The sequence below is a fragment of the Streptomyces ipomoeae 91-03 genome (assembly GCF_000317595.1).
GTDB classification, from domain to species: Bacteria; Actinomycetota; Actinomycetes; order Streptomycetales; family Streptomycetaceae; genus Streptomyces; species Streptomyces ipomoeae.
This window is the reverse complement of the sequence record NZ_AEJC01000409.1, coordinates 1-17,439: the sequence shown is the minus strand read 5'-3', so window position 1 is coordinate 17,439 and position 17,439 is coordinate 1. Positions and strand designations below refer to the sequence as shown.

Annotated in this window: 14 protein-coding genes; 8 read left to right on the top strand and 6 right to left on the bottom strand. The window is 70.3% G+C overall.

The features are described 5' to 3' along the window. Positions 1–320 precede the first annotated feature (320 nt). Together speB and STRIP9103_RS27115 are read left to right on the top strand one after the other, a co-directional pair. Positions 321–1,316, top strand: a complete 996-nt coding sequence (gene speB / locus STRIP9103_RS27120; protein ID WP_048821057.1) for an agmatinase — start codon at positions 321–323, stop codon at positions 1,314–1,316. After that, entirely contained in the window at positions 1,313–3,004 is a 1,692-nt protein-coding gene (locus STRIP9103_RS27115; RefSeq protein WP_009324204.1) for a thiamine pyrophosphate-binding protein, read from the top strand. The genes speB and STRIP9103_RS27115 overlap by 4 nt, the downstream gene beginning before the upstream one ends. A 40-nt stretch (positions 3,005–3,044) precedes the next feature. On the opposite strand, the gene STRIP9103_RS27110 is transcribed toward STRIP9103_RS27115, so the two are convergent. Both STRIP9103_RS27110 and STRIP9103_RS27105 read right to left on the bottom strand, forming a co-directional pair. Then, positions 3,045–3,668 (bottom strand): hypothetical protein, encoded by a 624-nt coding sequence (locus tag STRIP9103_RS27110; RefSeq protein WP_009324196.1) that lies wholly within the window; start codon positions 3,666–3,668, stop codon positions 3,045–3,047. Between the two features lie 137 nt (positions 3,669–3,805). Next, on the bottom strand, positions 3,806–5,284 hold the full coding sequence (locus tag STRIP9103_RS27105) for an FG-GAP-like repeat-containing protein (RefSeq protein ID WP_009324191.1): 1,479 nt from the start codon (positions 5,282–5,284) through the stop codon (positions 3,806–3,808). Between the two features lie 241 nt (positions 5,285–5,525). On the opposite strand from STRIP9103_RS27105, the gene STRIP9103_RS27100 reads away from it, so the two are divergent. Continuing rightward, entirely contained in the window at positions 5,526–6,716 is a 1,191-nt protein-coding gene (locus tag STRIP9103_RS27100) for an IS110 family RNA-guided transposase (RefSeq protein WP_009310112.1), read from the top strand. 422 nt (positions 6,717–7,138) lie between these two features. On the opposite strand, the gene STRIP9103_RS27095 is transcribed toward STRIP9103_RS27100, so the two are convergent. Both STRIP9103_RS27095 and STRIP9103_RS27090 read right to left on the bottom strand, forming a co-directional pair. Next, positions 7,139–9,571 (bottom strand): ArnT family glycosyltransferase, encoded by a 2,433-nt coding sequence (locus STRIP9103_RS27095; protein WP_009324192.1) that lies wholly within the window; start codon positions 9,569–9,571, stop codon positions 7,139–7,141. 294 nt (positions 9,572–9,865) lie between these two features. Then, positions 9,866–10,669, bottom strand: a complete 804-nt coding sequence (locus STRIP9103_RS27090) for an endonuclease I family protein (protein WP_009324198.1) — start codon at positions 10,667–10,669, stop codon at positions 9,866–9,868. 664 nt (positions 10,670–11,333) lie between these two features. Between STRIP9103_RS27090 and STRIP9103_RS27085 the strand changes: the two genes are divergently transcribed. After that, entirely contained in the window at positions 11,334–12,230 is an 897-nt protein-coding gene (locus tag STRIP9103_RS27085) for a calcium-binding protein (protein ID WP_048821056.1), read from the top strand. 190 nt (positions 12,231–12,420) lie between these two features. Here the strand turns inward: STRIP9103_RS27085 and STRIP9103_RS27080 are convergent, their stop codons facing one another. Then, positions 12,421–12,744: a hypothetical protein gene (locus tag STRIP9103_RS27080; RefSeq protein WP_009324187.1), complete on the bottom strand. Its 324-nt coding sequence runs from the start codon at positions 12,742–12,744 to the stop codon at positions 12,421–12,423. A gap of 446 nt (positions 12,745–13,190) precedes the next feature. Next, positions 13,191–13,733: a hypothetical protein gene (locus STRIP9103_RS27075; RefSeq protein ID WP_009324194.1), complete on the bottom strand. Its 543-nt coding sequence runs from the start codon at positions 13,731–13,733 to the stop codon at positions 13,191–13,193. Positions 13,734–14,042: 309 nt separating this feature from the next. On the opposite strand from STRIP9103_RS27075, the gene STRIP9103_RS27070 reads away from it, so the two are divergent. The 4 genes from STRIP9103_RS27070 to STRIP9103_RS27055 form a co-directional block, all read left to right on the top strand. Continuing rightward, on the top strand, positions 14,043–14,912 hold the full coding sequence (locus STRIP9103_RS27070) for a serine hydrolase (protein ID WP_234022306.1): 870 nt from the start codon (positions 14,043–14,045) through the stop codon (positions 14,910–14,912). Between the two features lie 114 nt (positions 14,913–15,026). Beyond that, positions 15,027–15,197, top strand: a complete 171-nt coding sequence (locus STRIP9103_RS27065; protein WP_009324206.1) for a hypothetical protein — start codon at positions 15,027–15,029, stop codon at positions 15,195–15,197. A 129-nt stretch (positions 15,198–15,326) separates the two neighbouring features. Further along, complete coding sequence (locus STRIP9103_RS27060) at positions 15,327–16,556, top strand: RNA-guided endonuclease InsQ/TnpB family protein (protein WP_048821053.1); 1,230 nt, start codon at positions 15,327–15,329, stop codon at positions 16,554–16,556. Continuing rightward, positions 16,510–17,439: esterase-like activity of phytase family protein (locus STRIP9103_RS27055; protein ID WP_234022305.1), on the top strand; the 930-nt coding region annotated here is incomplete at its 3' end. The genes STRIP9103_RS27060 and STRIP9103_RS27055, both read left to right, overlap by 47 nt.

Below are 17,439 nucleotides of genomic sequence, written 5' to 3'. Positions count from 1 at the left end.
TCGTCGACGGGCCCGGCGATCTGCCGCAGCCCCAGGTCCTCCCGAGCGAGGAGAGCCGAGAGGGACACGGGCGGGGTGGGAGGCACCGCCGGCTCCGTCATGGTGTGCGTTTCCTCCATTCGGTATGGCTCGGATGGAGGAAACGTACACTCCGCCATCGCTTTCCGGTCACCTAGTGTCGATGCTCGTCACCCGCCGCTCGTCACCCGCCGGCCAGGGGCTGGTGGGGCATGCGCCGCGCCAGGTCGAAGAGCGAGTTCCCAGAGTCGTACAAGAAGCAGTACATACGCGATGAAGCGCAGGAAAGAAGGCATACGTCCATGAGCAGCAACGAGACGCCCCTCGTCGGGGCGCCCCGCGGCCCCGTCGACTCCTCCCGCATCCCCCGGTACGCGGGACCCGCGACCTTCGCCCGGCTGCCCCGCCTGGACGAGGTGGGGCGTGCGGATGTCGCGGTGGTGGGCGTGCCGTTCGACAGCGGCGTCTCGTACCGGCCGGGCGCCCGCTTCGGCGGCAACGCGATACGCGAGGCGTCCCGGCTGCTGCGCCCCTACAACCCGGCGCAGGACGCCTCGCCCTTCGCCCTCGCCCAGGTCGCGGACGCCGGTGACATCGCCGCGAACCCGTTCGACATCGACGAGGCGGTGGAGACGGTCGAGGCGGCGGCCGACGAGCTGCTGGCGACCGGGGCGCGGCTCATGACCCTCGGCGGCGACCACACCATCGCGCTGCCGCTGTTGCGGTCGGTCGCGAAGAAGCACGGCCCGGTGGCCCTGCTCCACTTCGACGCGCATCTCGACACCTGGGACACGTACTTCGGCGCCGAGTACACGCACGGCACGCCGTTCCGGCGGGCGGTGGAGGAGGGCATCCTCGACACCTCGGCCCTCTCCCACGTGGGCACGCGCGGCCCGCTGTACGGCAAGCGGGACCTGGACGACGACGCCAAGATGGGCTTCGGCGTCGTGACGTCGGCGGACGTGATGCGCCGTGGCGTGGACGAGATCGCTGACCAGCTGCGTCAGCGCGTCGGCGACCGCCCGCTGTACATCTCCATCGACATCGACTGCCTGGACCCGGCCCACGCGCCGGGCACGGGGACACCGGAGGCGGGCGGCATGACCTCCCGCGAACTCCTGGAGATCCTGCGGGGGCTGGCCGGGTGCAACCTGGTCTCGGCGGACGTCGTCGAGGTGGCGCCCGCGTACGATCACGCGGAGATCACCGCGGTGGCCGCGTCGCACACGGCGTACGAACTCACCACGATCATGACCCGCCGGATCGCCGAGGCCCGTAAGGAGAACGAGGGCAAGTGACCCACGACCACGACCTGGTGCTCCACCCGACGGCGGCGCAGATTTCGGCCGCCCTGAACCCTCCCCCCGGGCGCAACGGCGGAGACCTGGTCGTGGAGACGCTGGCCGGGCTCGGCGCGACGACGGTGTTCGGGCTGCCCGGCCAGCACGCGCTCGGCATGTTCGACGCCCTGCGCCGGTCGGATCTGCGGTACATCGGCCTCCGGGTGGAGAACAACGCGGGGTTCGCGGCGGACGCGTACGGCCGGATCACCGGGGAGGCGGCGCCGCTGCTGCTCTCGACGGGCCCGGGTGCGCTGACGTCGCTCGCCGCGCTCCAGGAGGCCGCGGCGGCCTCCGCGCCCGTGCTGGCGATCAGCAGCCAGATCCCCACGGCGGGTCTGGGCGGCGGCCGGCACGGCTACCTCCACGAACTCCCGGACCAGGCCGCCTCGTTCAGGGGCGTCGTCAAGTCCGTCCACACCGTCCGTACGCAGTCGCAGATCCCGTCCGCGATCGCCGCCGCCTGGCGGTCCGCGCTGACGGCCCCGCACGGCCCGGTCTGGGTGGAGATCCCGCAGGACGTACTGCTGGCCGAGACGCCACTGCCAGTGGTGACGGGGGTGGACGCGACCCCGGAGGAGCCGGCCCCGCGCCCCGAACTGACCGCCGTGGCGGCCCACTTGCTGTCCGGCGCGGCCCGCCCCGCGATCATCGCGGGCGGCGGAGTCGTACGGGCGGACGCCTCCGGCAAGTTGCGGCAGCTGGCGGAGCGGTTGTCGGCGCCGGTCGTGACCACGTTCGGGGGGAAGGGCGCCTTCCCGTGGACGCATCCGCTGTCCCTGCGGTCCTGGCTGGAGGACCGGCACACGACGGACTTCCTGGAAGACGCGGACGTGCTGCTGGTCGTCGGCTCGGGGCTGGGCGAACTGTCCTCGAACTACCACACGTTCAAGCCGCGCGGCCGGGTCATCCAGATCGAGGCGGACCTCGGCAAGCTGGAGTCCAACCACCCGGCTCTCGGCATCCACGCGGACGCGCGGCTCGCGCTCCAGGCGTTGCTGGAGACGATCGAGGAGCCACGGGAGGACGAGTCGGCGCCGGAGCGCGTGCGGGAGGTGCTGGCGAAGGTCCGCGAGCGCATCGACGGACAGCAACTGACGCTGGAGCAGGGCCTGCTGACGTCGATCCGCCGGGCCCTGCCGCCCCGGGCGCCTTCCTTCTGGGACATGACGATCCTGGCGTACTGGGCCTGGTCCGCCTTCGACGCCCGCCACCCCAACACCATGCACTCGGCCCAGGGCTCCGGCGGCCTCGGCTACGCCTTCCCGGCGGCCCTGGGCGCGGCCGTGGCCGACCCCACGCAACCGGTGCTGGCCGTCTCCGGCGACGGCGGCGCGCTCTACTCCCTCGCCGAACTGGCCACGGCCCGGCAGTACGACCTCGACGTCACCTGGCTGATCGTCGACGACGGCGGCTACGGCATCCTCCGCGAGTACATGACGGACGCGTTCGGGGAGGCGACCGGGACGGAGCTGACGCGGCCGGACTTCGTGGCGCTGGCGGAGTCGTTCGGGGTGCCGGGGGCGCGGACGACGCCGGAGACGCTAGCGGAGGACTTGGCCAAGGCCCTTGCCGCGCCCGGCCCTTCGGTCCTCGTGCTTCCGGCCGTCCTGCGGATGTTCGCGCCGACGCACCTACCGGGCTGACGCGCCTCACCGCCTCCTCCCCTCAGGAGCGCGCGTCCGCTCAGTCGGCGCCGCCGAAGCCGCCCGCGTCCACGTCGCCGTAGTCGGTCGAGCCGTAGCCGGTCGAGTCGGAGTCGTCGGCCAGGTCGTCGCCGTCGAGGGCCCGGCGCTCCCGCTCGGCCTCACGGGCCCGGTCGCGCACTCGGGAGGAGACCGCCGTCGCGGTGATCAGGCCCGCCGTGCCGGCCAGGGGGAACGCGAGGCATCCGACGAACAGAACGTGCATCGGGGGACTGTCCGCGTCGCCCGTGACGTGGTTGAGCACCACCGCCCCCGGGATCAGGCCGAAGATCATCACGCCGCAGACGGTGGCCACCGTCCAGCTCTGGTGGAGGTCGGAGACCTCGGACACGTCCCGTGGGGTCGCCGCCCGCCCCGGCCACGCGACCGGTGCGAGGGCCACCGCCTGACATGCGAGGCAGGCCAGCAGGATGACGACGCCTCCCCCGAACGTCATCTCCCGCGACCAGAAGTACACGAGCGCGCCCGCGACACAGAGGACCGTCCCCGCGTTGCCCGCCGGCACCAGCCACCGCCGGCCCCGCGAGGCGTGCCGCAGATCGTCCCAGAACCACTCCCATGCCAGGCGTCTTCTGCTGAGGAAGACCCGGAGTCCGCCGCCCATACGCCGCCGCCCCCTCGTTCACCAGTTCGCACATGCGCTCGCGGTCGGCAGTATGCCCACTCCCGGGGAGCCGCAAAGGGGACGGGCCGCCCGGAGTTCGCGGTTCGGGCGGCCCGTCGGGTGTGGCGGTCGGCCGGTCAGCGCAGGAAGTGGCCGAACAGGGCGTTGGTGTAGGGGGCGGACAGGTCCTTGGGGCCGAAGGCGAGGGCCGACTTGGTGGTGAGGTCGCTCGCGGTGCCGCGCAGGAGCCAGACGGCGCCGTTGGAGGCGTTCTCGGCGGTGGAGGCGGCGGCGAGGTCGCGGTGGCCGTCGCCGTTGACGTCGAGGAGGGCGGTGGTGGCGCCGAACTCGTCGTTCTCCTCGGCGACTCCGGGGACGCCGGCCGTGTTCTGGTGGAAGACCTGGGCACCGGCGCCGGTGAGGCCCGAGGCGCTGCCGTGGAGCAGGGCGACCGAACCGGCGTCGGTGATGCTGCCGACGTCCTCGCCCTCGATGCCGAGCGCGACGTCCGCGTAACCGTCGCCCGTGACATCGGCGACCGAGACGGCGGAGCCGACGCGGTCGCCCTCCTCCTGGGCGCCGGGGAAGCCGGGCAGGTCCTGGTCGAAGGTCTGGATGTTCTCCTCGGTGAGGCCGGCGGCGGAGCCGTACGCGATCCGGGCCTTCTCGGACCAGTCGTCGGCGCCGACCACGAGATCGTCGTATCCGTCGCCGTTCACGTCGCCGATGCCGGTGCCGGCGTCGCCTCCCGTGGTGTCGCCGGGCGCCGAGCCGCGGGTGAAGCCCGTGGCGCCGCCGCCCATCAGCAGACGGTTACCCCAGGTGCCGTCGCCGGTGTAGACCCACTGGACGATGTCGTCGCGGCCGTCGCCGTTGAAGTCGCCGACCTCACCGGAGACGACCGGGCCGGTGATCGAGGAGGGGCCGTTCTCGCAGCCGTGGCCGGTGGCGCAGGAGGCGTCCTCCTCGTACCAGCCCCACCACAGGGACTTGTCGAGCAGGGGCAGTACGGCGGTGGGCTTGCCGTCGCGCTTGATCGGGCCCTTCCACAGCGCGGCCGGGGCGCCCGAGGGGTCGTCGCCGCCCACGTTCTGCGCGGAGAACAGCGCCAGGTCGGTCTTGCCGTCGCCGTCGAAGTCACCGGCCTGGGGCGCGGCCCCGTAGCCGATGCCCGTACCGCCGGTGAGGCCGGACGCGGAGCCCCAGAGGATCACCGAGCCCGCCGCGCCGCCCGCGATCACGAGGTCGCCGTAGCCGTCGCGGTCCAGGTCGGCCTTGGCGAAGGACGCGCCGAAGCGCTGGTTCGCGGTGGCGGACCCCGGGATCCCGCTGGTCGAGCGGCTGACGAGCTTCTTCTTCGCGGTGGACAGGCCCTTCGACGAGCCGTACAGCACGGCCACGTACCCGGCCCTCGTCTTGCCGGACACCGTCGCGTTCGGCGCGCCGACGACCAGGTCGGCGTAGCCGTCGCCGTTGAAGTCGTCCGCCACCGGGACGGACCCGGGGGCGGCCGACGCGGAGCCGGAACCGCCGGTCAGCACCGCCGAGGCGGCCAGGGGTACGGCCAGGAGGGCGGTGCTGATCCTGCGTCTGATGGCTCGGGGCGCTCGGGACATGGCGGGTCCTACTTTCTTGATTGTTGGGTTCGAACTGGTCATTCGTAAGATCAGCGGGACCCAGGGGCTCTGGGTATGGCTGTCATGGCGGCGCCGTGAGATGGCTGGAAAGGCTTGGCCGCCCGGAGCCCCGCGACGACTCGACCGCCAATTGGGAGATGCGACTCGATCGCTGCGTAGGGCAACGTCGGCGAGGTCGTCTGCTGGGCTGTGAACGCGCGACGAGCTGGCGGAGGTGACCGTGCCCCGGATATGGGCCGGAGTGGACATCGGCAAGGAACATCACCACTGCGTGGTGATCAACAGTGACGGCGAACGGCTGCTGTCCCGCCGGGTCCTGAACGACGAGTCGGCCCTGCTGGAACTGATCGGGGACGTCCTGGCCCTCGACGAAGACGTGCTGTGGGCCGTCGACCTCAACCACGGTGGCGCCGCCCTGCTGATCGGACTGCTGCTCGGCCACAGCCAGCCGATGGTCTACATCACCGGCCTGACCGTGCACCGCGCATCGGCCTCTTACCGGGGCGAGGGCAAGACGGACGCCAAAGACGCCTTCGTCATCGCCGGCCAAGCCCGCATGCGCCGTGACCTGGGCCTGCTGCGGCCTGGCGACGAGATCGCCGTCGACCTGCGCACCCTGACCACCCGCCGCACCGACCTCGTCTGTGACCGCACCCGGCAGATCAACCGGCTCCGTGCCCAACTCCTGGAGATCTTCCCCGCGTTGGAGCGGGCGCTGGACCTGACCAACAAGGGTCCGGTCTTGCTGCTGACGGGTTACCAGACCCCGGCGGCGATCCGCCGCGCAGGCGTGAAGCGCATCGAGGCGTGGCTGAAAAACCGCAAGGTCCGCGGAGCTGCCGCACTGGCCAAAGCGGCTGTGGAGGCTGCCGAGGCCCAGCACACGGCCCTGCCCGGCGAGCAGCTGGCCGCCGCCATGGTGGTGCGCCTCTCGAAGGGGGTGATGGCCCTCGATGAGGAGATCGCAGAACTCGAAGCCCTGATCGAGGCCCGGTTTCGCGAGCACCCGCACGCCGAAGTGATCGTGAGCCTGCCCGGGATGGGCAAGCTGATGGGCGCTGTGTTCCTCGCCGTGACCGGTGGCGACATGGACGCCTTCGGCAGCGCCGACCGGCTCGCCGGCTACGCCGGCCTGGCCCCGGCCCCACGCGACTCCGGCCGCGTCAGCGGCAACCTCCGCCGACCACGCCGCTTCCACCGCGGCCTGCTCAACGCGATGTACCTGTCGGCCCTGTCGAGCCTGAAGAGCTGCCCGGCCTCGAAGGCGTACTACCAACGCAAACGCGCCGAGGGGAAAGGCCACAAGCAGGCGCTGCTGGCGCTCGCGCGCCGTCGCGTCAACGTCTTGTGGGCCATGATCCGCGACGGAGCGTGCTACCAAGCCACACCACCTGTCACAGCAGCGGCTTGACATCAGCATTGGGAAGCCTTTCGAGTCGGTCTCGGTGTGTGGTGCTCAAGAGTGCTCAAGGAGTGCGACTCGAACAGGGGGGCGGAGGTTGTGCGGGCGGGTGGTTCCGTTCCCGGCCGGGTTCATCGGCTGCCGCGCCGTCGGCCGCCGGCCCCTTCGCCGGTCACGGCCGCAGGCGGGCCGCCGGCCCCTCGAAGTACCCGCGGTGCACGGCGGTCAGGTCCACGCTGGTGCTCCACGGCACCGAGGACCCGATGTTCCTGCCGGCCCACGCCGAGGCCATGGAGACATGGCTACGGGTACGGGTACCGGTACGGGCTGACGGTAGGTGGCGTACGGCAGTGGCCCGGGAGCCGGGCGGCTCCCGGGCCACTCTGCCGGTGAGAACTGCCGCGGGCCTCGGAAGGTCCGCTTCGGGGACCTCAGCCGACGTCGGACGGGTCCAGCCGGTAGATCGTCGCGGTCGACTGGTTGTTCTGGGACGCCGAGCCGGAGCCGGAGCCGGAGCCGGAGTCCGCGTTCGAGGACGAGTCCGACGACGAGGAGTCGCCGTACTCGCTCGCGTCCACCTCCTTGCCGTTCTCCTGGACCCAGGCCGTCACCTCGGAGCTGAGGGTGGAGTTGCCGCCGGGGCCGCCGCCCATGCCTCCGCCGAGTTGGATGTAGTGGAGTTCACCGTTCTTCACGAGTTCCTTGAGCTTGGCGAGGGTCATGGCCTTGTCGCTGCCGGACCAGCCCCACATCGAGATGACGGGTTCGCCGCTGCTGAGGATGAGCTGGGCCGCGCTCTGCGAACTGGACACCGCGAGCAGCCACTTGGCGCCGTCCTGGTTCTTCTTCAGGTAGGAGATCAGCTCGCTGCTTGCGCCGCCCATGCCCATGCCGCCACCGCCCATGCCACCGCCGGGCCCGCCGCCCATGCCACCGGTGCCGCCCTGCGGGGCCTGGCCGCCGGTGCCGTTCGGGGGAGTGCCCGTGGCGCCACCCTGCTGGGTGCCGTCGGACTGCGTGCCGTTCTGACCGCCGGTGGTCTGTCCGTCGGGCGCGCCGCTCGGAGGCGTACCCATCTGGCCGCCGCCCTGCTGGGTGCCGCCGGGCTGACCGTTCGTCTGGCCACCGGCCTGCCCGTTCTGGCCGCCGCCCGGGAAGCCGCCCCCACCGGGGAAGCCGCCCGTGCGGTTGCCGCCGCCGGGGCCGCCCATGCCGCCGTTGCCCGTGGTGGGCCCGGCCGTCGGGTTGGTTCCGCCCATGCCGCCGCCCGTACCGGAGATCTCGCCGGCGGCGTACGCGGCGGGGCCGGCGACGGAGGCGACGACCGCGGCGGCGAGGGAGGCCGCGAACAGCCGTAGCCGCATCAGGTTGCCGGGGCCCCGGGAGCCGTCAGAAGTGCCGGGGTCGTCGGAGCCCGCAGAGTCGCCGGAGCGCATGGGAGCGCCGGGGCCGGCGTCAGTGGAACCGGCGCCGTGGCCGGACAGGCCGGCGCGGAAGACGAGCAACCCCACCACGGCCACCGTCATGACCACCGCGATCGTCGGCCACAGCCAGGTGTTCCAGTCGGTGGCCCGGCGCAGCAGGACGACCGCCCAGACGCCGGTGATCGCGAACGCGGCCGGCAGCACCCACAGCCACCGCTTGTCGCTGCGGAAGGCGCGCAGCAGCATCAGGCCGCCGCCCGCGCACAGGGCCGCGATGCCGGGGGCGAGGGCGGTCGTGTAGTACGGGTGCATCGTGCCCTCGGCGAGGCTGAAGGTCAGGTAGTGCAGGACGGTCCAGCCGCCCCACAGCACGAGCGCGGCGCGCGTGAGGTCCGTACGCGGGGCGCGTCCGCGCAGTACGAGCCCGCCGACGAGGGCGATCGCCGAGAAGGGCAGCAGCCAGGAGATCTGGCCGCCGAGGATGTCGTTGAACATCCGGCCGAGACCGGCGGTGCCGGAGAAGCCGCCGCCACCGCCGCCACCGCCTCCGCCGTTGCCCTCGCCGCCGAGGATCCGGCCGAGGCCGTTGTAGCCCATGATCAGGTCCCAGGCGGTGCCGTCCGTGGAGCCGCCGATGTACGGCCGCTCGTCGGCGGGTACGAGGGACACGGCCGCCGCCCACCAGAAGCTGGAGACGGCCAACGCCACCCCCGCGAGCAGGAGGTTCACGAGGCGCTTCACGAGGCCGACGTTCGCCGCGTACAGATAGACGGCGAAGACGGCGGGCAGGGCGATGTAGCCCTGGAGCATCTTCGTGTTGAAGGCGAGACCGAAGCAGGCGGCGGAGCCGAGCAGCGGCAGGAGCCTGCCGTTGTGCACGGCCCGCAGGGCGAGGGCCGCGCCCGCGACCATCAGGAAGACGAGGAGGGTGTCGGGATTGTTGTCACGGTTGATGGCGACCGTGATGGGGGTCAGCGCGAGGACGAGCGCGGCGACCGCCGCCGCCCCGTGCCCCCAGACCCGCTTCACGGACGAGTGGAGGATCCAGATCGTGCCGAGCGCGGAGGCGATCAGCGGAGCCATCATCTGCCAGGTGCCGAAGCCGAACACCCGACACGACAGCCCCATCACCATCAGCACGAACGGCGGCTTGTCGACGGTCAGGAAGTTCCCCGCGTCCAGCGACCCGAAGAACCACGCCTTCCAGCTCTGCGTACCGCTCAGCACGGCCGCGCTGTAGAAGCTGTTGAGACCGGAGGACGACAGGTTCCAGGAGTACAGCACCCCCGCCAGGACCATGATCCCGACCAGGGCGGGGAGCGACCAGCGCGGCGCCCGCTCGCTCGACGGCACGGACGTGGCCGGGGGCGGGGACTGCGAGGTCACGGACGACTCGGGCGTCTCGGTGATGTGGGGGCGTGGATCGGTGGCAGATGTCACCACTGCACCGTGCGACGACGCCATGGGCGCGCACTGTGGCGCAGCTGGCAGTCAGCTGTGGATTCGCCCGGGGGAAGGTAATGACCTGGGCGAAGGCGGGGAAAACGAGGAGCCGTTGGACGGCCGCTCCGTGTGCCTGCGCGGCAGGGGCACGGGCGGTGAACGGCCGCGTGCCTCGGTGGGCGCGACGGCACCGAGCCCATGCGTCCGGGACGGCCTCGGCCGCCCCGGACGCCATGGTGTGCCGACTCCGGCCGCGGCGCGGCCGACGGTCGCCGGTGTCAGGCGCGCGTGCTACCAGATCGCCTCGACCCACTCCGGGTGGTCGATGAACGGGTTCCGGTTGCCCTGGTAGTTGTTGTAGATGACGTCGTTGCGGCGCTCCTCGAAGGCGTCCGGCGGGTCCTCGTCGTTCCAGGCCTTCAGGACGGAGAGGCGGCCGTGGAAGCGGGTGCCGCCGTTGTTGACGGCGTCGTTGGGCTCCAGGTTGGGCCAGCCGTCGTCGCCCTCGTAGCGGACGGCCATGTAGAGGATCATGCGCGCCACGTCCCCCTTGACCGCGTCGCGCGGCTCGAAGGAGTTGGAGTCGACCAGGCTGCCGCCGCTGTTGGTGAAGCTGCTGCCGCCGTTGTCGAAGTCGAGGTTGCCGCGCGTGGCGTTGACCTGCACGTCCTCGGGGCGGAGGTGGTGCAGGTCCGTGCCGGGGCCGGCCGAGGTGCCGAAGTCGCCGTGCGACTGGGCCCACACGTGCTCGCGGTTCCAGTTGCCGGTGCTGCCGCCGTTGAGGGACTTGCTGCGGGAGATGCCGCTGTACAGCAACTTCACGTTGTTGCTGTTGTTCGGGTCCTGGTCGGTGACCTTCAGCGCGTTCCAGACCGCCGAGTACGAGATCGTCGTCTGGTCGCTGATGATCGTGTGCAGCGAGGACTTCAGCGCCGTACCGGTCTTGCCGATGGCGTTCGCGTAGTACGTGTCGTCGTACGCGGTCGTCGTCGCCGAGGCGGAGGAGGCGGTGGCCGTCGGCAGCACGAGACCGACGAGCACGGCCGACGTCGCCAGGGCGATCGTCTTCCAACTGCGTGTGCGCGCAGCGGGCATGTGGGGTGTCCCTTCCCAAAGGGCCGCGTGGAACGAGGAGTTGCTTCGGAGTCTCGGTCTACGCGGGTTGACTGTGTGGGTAACCGAGAGATTGGCATGGGCGGGTCAGTCCGAGTGTTACGGCGAGAAGGCGATTCGGTGACGTTCTCGGTAACAAGGCAACTGTCGTGCCTCCATTGCCTCTGCCTGCCCCCGTTCAAGGGAAGACCCCCATTGACGTGGGGAATTGGGCGTGTCTGCCGCTGATCGCGTTCGGGTTCGCGTCGGGTCGAGGGCCGGGTTCGTGCGGGCGCTCGTGTTGCGACGGGTCACCCCGTGCCCTTTCGGGCAACCGGTGCGACCTGACGGGCACGCATCCCGTCCTCGGGGATTCGAGCCGGATTTCGGTACAACTTCTGCTCCCGGCCCGCTGTCTAAATGGGCGACCGAAGCGACTACCACGCCTACACCTGACGTTCCTCACATTCCTCCGGCCACACGGGCCCACGGCCCGCGCCGCCTCACGTCGACCGTGTCGACGCCGACGGCGGCGGCGACTTCACCGGCGGAGTTCCCCGCGACGTACTCCGCCGGACTCGACCAGCACCGCGGTTCGCAGTCACTGGCACCGGAACCGCTGACATCACAGTCACCGAAATCCGCATTCGCGAAGGGTTACTTCTGCATGCGCAAGTACAGGACCATCGCCGCCACGGCCACCGCGGCCCTCGCCCTGGGCGGCGCGCTGTTCGCGGCGCCCGCCGCCCAGGCGGCAGCGCCGGGCCCGGCCACCCTTGTCCACGACGGCGGCGAGCTCTGGTACAAGGCCGCCCCCGGTCAGACCAACGACCTGACGATCTCGGCAAAGGTCGAGCAGAGGGGGGACTGGGAGTACGTCTACATCCTCACCTTCGACGACCGGTACGAGATGAGCATCGAGTCGAACGCGGCGGAGTGGGACGAGTGCGTCTTCCCGTCGACGAGCGACCGTACCGTCGTCCAGTGCGCGGTCGAGATCCCGCAGAACTCCGACGACTCCGACATCTACAAGGTCACCGTTCGCGACGGCAACGACAAGGTGACGATCCCCGACAACAGCGCGTACGCCTCGATCTACGGCGGCCCCGGCAACGACGTCATCGACTCGGCCTCCGGTGCCCCCGTGCTGTACGGCGAGGACGGCAACGACCGTCTCCACGGCGGCGGCGGTGTCTGGGCGCTCGGCCCCTTCGGCGGCAAGGGCAACGACACCATCACCGGCTGCGCGATGGACTGTTACGGCGGCGCCGGCAACGACACCCTCACCGGGGACGCCGAGGACAACAACATGTACGGCGACTCCGGCAACGACGTCATCTACGGCAAGCAGGGCCGGGACAACCTCCACGGCGGCAAGGGCAACGACCGGGTGCACGGCAACCGGGGCGAGGACAGGCTCTACGGCGAGCAGGGCAACGACACGCTCTGGGGAGACCAGGACAACGACGCGCTCTGGGGCAACAGCGGCAACGACGTGCTGTACGGCGGCCAGGGCAAGGACACCCTCTCCGGCGGCACCGGCAGCAACAAGCTTCACCAGTAGTGGTTTCGTGAGGAGCAGTTCGTGAAGACCGCCAGGGCCTGTCCGTCGGGTCGTGCGATCCGCAGGACAGGCCCTGGGCAGGCCGACTCGTTCAGATGGTGATCACCCGTCAGGCCCCGGGCAGGGTGGCTCGCTCAGGTGGTGATCACCCGCCCGCCGTTGCCGGGGCGCGCGGGCCGGGAACGTGTGTTCAGCGGGTCTGGTAGTCGACCATGTACACGAAGTACCGCTGGGCCGCACCGCAGGCGACCTTCGAGGTCTTGTTGACACCCACCCACGGGCCGTACGCGAAATGCCTGCTGCCCGTGATGCCGTCCTCGCACGTGACCTTGACCCGCACCTGGCCGGTGCCGGCACGGCAGATCGCGATCCCCGTGTTCTCGTCCGGCTTGCCCACCTGACACTGGCTCGGTGCGGCGCTGGCGGCGGTCGCGCCCGCGATGGGCGCGGCGACGGCGACGCCCATCAGCACCAGCGGCGTCATGGCGAACGATGTCAGCTTGTTCCTGTTCATGATGTGTTCCCCGCTTTTCTTCATGCCTGTCGGGCAGGCCGCGTGGCCACCGATACGTGGCCCATGCAATGGTCACGGCGAGGCTAACCAAGACCCACTCGACGTGTCCATGACTTTACGAAGCGCGGGTGGGGGCCGACTGTTGCCCTGGACAGGGGGCGGGGCAACCGGTGTTACGTGGTCGGCGACGGGACGGGTTGTGAACAGGTGGCGATTGGCAGTTCTTGCGAACTCCTCGGCCATGTGGCGGACATGCTCGCCGACAGGCGCGCGCCACCGTCCCCCGACTCCGCTTCCTGCTGGCCCGGATGAGCGAGTCCCTGACCGACGTCCATCGGATCGCGGAGAGTCGGGGCGCGCGCCTGCCCGTGTCAGATGACGAAGCCGATGCCGAAGCCGAAGACTCCGGAGATTTCGACGAGGGCTACGAATGGTCCTCTGGTCCTCTAGCCCTCCACCGACATCGCCATGTCCGCGGCGTACTCGGCGCGGGCCTGGCGGTCCTCCTCGGTGATGTCGGGGTGAAGCGGAGGAGTCGCGGGCGCGGGCCAGAGCTGGACCAGGTGACGTTCGCCGTGGTCGCCGATGCCGGGTTCGGGGTCGTCGGCGTGGCAGTACAGGCGCATGCGCACCCAGCCGCGGGAGAACGGGGCCCGGAGCGGGGGCTCGTCGTCCGGCCAGGCGTCCATGATGTCGCCCTGTTCGAGGGTCGCGAGGTGGAGCTCGGGGAGGTCGGGGCGCAGGCTGAGCTCCTCCGCGGGCTCCCAATCGTCGCCGGTCTCGGGGGCCGGCGGGGTGTCGTGGATCTGGATGGTGATCCGGAGGGGGCCGGTGTCGGTGGTGGTGAGGACGACGGCATTGGCCTCGGTGGCCGGGCCGCAGCGCCGGCCGAAGGGCAACTCGCGGGGGAAGCCGTAGTCGTCGGTGAAGCCGATGAGGTAGCCGTTCTCGCCGAGGTCGACGGTGAACGAGGATTCACGGACCAGCATGAGAAGCCTCCTTGAGCGGCGTAGGCGGCGCTCCCTCCCAACCGGACTTGCCGGCAGGGGCATTGCCCGATGGATCAGTACTGAGGGGCACCACCCGATGGCCGTTCGCGCGAACTCACGTACAACTATCGGTCATCCTTGCGAGTCGAGTGAGGTGAAGGCGCCCGTGGCGCCTTCTTCGCCACTCAACGGGGATGGGAAGACTTCATGACTCACTGGATACCCCGGACTCACTGGATACCCCGGACTCACCGGATATCCCGGACGTCCAGACGGGTCCGTGTGCTCGCGGCGGGTGTCGGGGCCGGGATGCTCGTGCCGTTGGCGGTGGGGGCGGCGCCGGCCGCGGCAGCCGGGACGCCTCAGGTCGCCTGTACGTCGAACCAGGCCGGGCTGGCCGAGAAGTTGCAGAAGGACATCACGGCGGCGCTGGCCAAGCGCAAGGGCACCGTGGCCGTCGGGCTGTACGAGCGGACCACCAAGACGACCTGCACGCTACGCGCGACCAGCGCGTTCGACTCGGCCAGCGTCGTGAAGGTGACCGTGCTCGCGGCCCTGCTCTTCGACGCCAAGAAGAAGAACCGGTATCTCACCGACCGCGAGACCAAGCTCGCGACAGCCATGATCACCAAGTCCGACAACGCCTCCACCAGCACCCTGTGGAAGCAACTCGGTGTGAAGAAGATCCAGGCGTTCCTGACCGCCGCCGGGATGACCCAGACCAAGCCGGGCGCCAACAACTACTGGGGCCTCACCCAGATCACCGTCCGGGACGAGCAGAAGCTCCTCGCCCTGCTCACCGCCAAGAACAACGTCCTCACCGACAACGCGCGCGCGTACATCCTCAAGCTCATGAACAAGGTCGTGTCGTCGCAGCGCTGGGGAACCCCGGCCGGGGCGCCGTCGACCGTCAAGGTGCACGTCAAGAACGGCTGGCTGTCCCGCGCCACGCACGGCTGGCGGGTGCACAGCGTCGGCACGTTCAACGGAGGCGGCCGTGACTACACGATCACCGTCCTCACCCACGGCAACCCCGACATGAAGTACGGCGTCAACACGATCCAGGCCGTCGCCAAGGTCATCCACAAGGATCTGGTGCCGGTGAAGGCCTCCGTCCAGCGGTACGAGCCGACGGCCACGCCGCAGGAGGCGTTCCCGGCGGTCCCGTCCGGAAGCTGACGCGCGGTGCCGTCCCAGGAGTGACCCGTGGATTCCCTTTACCCGGAGTCCATTTACCGGGAGTCCATCTCGGCGGCATCGAATCGCACGGCGGTTCGCTCTACGGTGACCGCCATGCGCCTGAGAACCGTACTCGCGACCGTCACCGCCGGACTGGCGGCGGCCACCTGTCTGTCCGCCGCCGGTCCGGCCAACGCCGCCTCCGGCAACGCCTGTTCACGCGCCGTCTCGATCGACGGCTACCGGATTTCATCGGCAGTGCATCGGCGTTCACGCCGGTGGTGAAGCCGATCTCGTGGCTGCGGCGCGGAGTGCCGCAGTGTCGTTCCGGCGGAGCCGGACTGTGCTGTGGCGGTGAGTTGGAGAACGGATGTTCCCAGCGACAGCAGGTGTGATCGTTCGTACGATCACCGCATGCGGCTTCGGTACAGCTTTCGTCTGTACCCGGAGCCCGGCCAACGCGCCGCGCTGGCACGGGCGCTCGGGTGCGCCCGGGTCGTATTCAACGATGCGGTGCGCGCCCGTGAACAGGCGCGCGCGGCCAAGAAGCCCTTCCCGACCGTTGCCGTGCTGTCCCAGCAGTTGATCACCCAGGCCAAAACCACATCGGAACGCTCCTGGCTGGGTGAGGTCTCTGCGGTTGTCCTGCAGCAGTCCCTGCGGGATGCCGAGGCTGCGTACAAGAACTTCTTCGCCTCTCTCAAGGGCGAGCGCAAGGGCAAGAAGGTGGGTGCGCCCCGGTTCAAGTCCCGCAAGGATGCGCGGCAGGCGATCCGGTTCACCGCGAACGCCCGCTGGAAGATCACCGACCGGGGGCGGCTTTCGCTGCCGAAGATCGGGGAGATCAAGGTCAAGTGGTCGCGAGTGTTGCCCGTGACGCCGTCGAGCGTGACGGTGATCAAGGACGCGGCCGGAAGGTACTTCGCGAGCTTCGTTATCGACACCGATCCCGGAACCGACCAGACCCGCTGGGACGAGCCGGAGCCGGATGCCGCGATCGGCATCGACCTGGGCCTGACCCACTTCGCCGTCCTCTCCGACGGCACGAAGATCGACAGTCCGCGGTTCTTGCGCCGGGCGGAGAAGAAGCTGAAGAAGGCGCAGCGGGAGCTGTCGCGCAAGCAGAAGGGATCGAAGAACCGGGCCAAGGCCCGCCTGAAGGTTGCCCGTGCCCATGCTCAAGTGGCTGACGCGCGCAAGGAGTTCCATCATCAGTTGTCCACGAAGCTGATCCGCGAGAACCAAGCGGTCGCGGTGGAGGACCTGGCGGTGTGTGGACTCGCGCGCACGAGGCTGGCCAAGAGTGTGCACGATGCGGGCTGGTCCCAGTTCGTGGGCATGCTCGAGTACAAGGCGCAGCGGTACGGGCGCACCTTCGTGAAGATCGGCCGGTTCGAGCCCACCAGCCAGGTGTGCTCCGCCTGCGGCCACCGTGACGGACCCAAGCCCCTGGACGTGCGGGAATGGACCTGTCCCTCCTGCGGCACCCGGCATGACCGGGACCACAATGCCGCGAAGAACGTGAAAGCGGCCGCCGGACTGGCGGCATCAGCCTGCGGAGCGCCGGTAAGACCAGGACATGTTCTGGCACAGCGCGATGAAACAGGAAGTCACGGAATCCCGCCCGAGACCTGCGCCGCGTAGCGGCCCAGGTCTCGGGCGGGACGGCCGGAATCTCCCTCCTTCAGGAGGGAGTACAAGTCAATCCGACGTCCTCGACAAGACGACGTACGAGGGCACGTTCGTCGGCAACTTCTCCGCGCTCGCCGTGGACCGGGACGACTCCCTTCTCGCCCTCTCCGACCGCTCCTCCCTCTTCACCCTCGACGCGAAGAGCCTCCGGCCGAAGGGGGTCGTCCCGCTCGCCACCGAGACCGGCGCGGCGCTCGACTCCGAGGGACTGGTCGTCGACCGGGACGGCACCCGGCTGATCAGCTCGGAGACCGAGCCGTCCGTACGCCGGTACGACCGCGAAGGGCGTCCGCTGGGCAGCCTGCCCGTGCCGGACGCGCTGAAGGTGGCCCCGGCGGGCCGCGCCACCACCAACCAGACGTTCGAGGGGCTCACCCTCCTCCCCGGCGGGCGTACCCTGCTCGCCGCGATGGAGGGTGCCCTGTCGGGGGACACGGCCGGGGTCGTGCGCTTCCAGACGTGGCAGCGGTACGGCGATGGTGGCGCCGGCGCCCAGGACGCCGGCACGGGGTTCCGGCTCGCGGCCCAGTACGGGTACCGGGCCGACACCGGGCTCGGTGTCGTCGAGGTGGCCGGGCTTCCGGGTGGGCGGCTGCTGGTGCTGGAGCGTGGCTTCACCGCCGGTGTCGGCAACACGGTCCGCCTCTACCTCGCGGACACGCGCCGTGCGACGGACACCACCGGGGTCGATGTCCTCACCGGCCAGGACGACGGCGTACGGCTCGTCCGCAAGACCCTCCTCGCCGACGTCGTCGACTGCCCGTCCCTCGGCGCGACCGCCAAGCAGCCGCAGCCGAATCCGCTCCTCGACAACATCGAGGGCATGACGGTCACC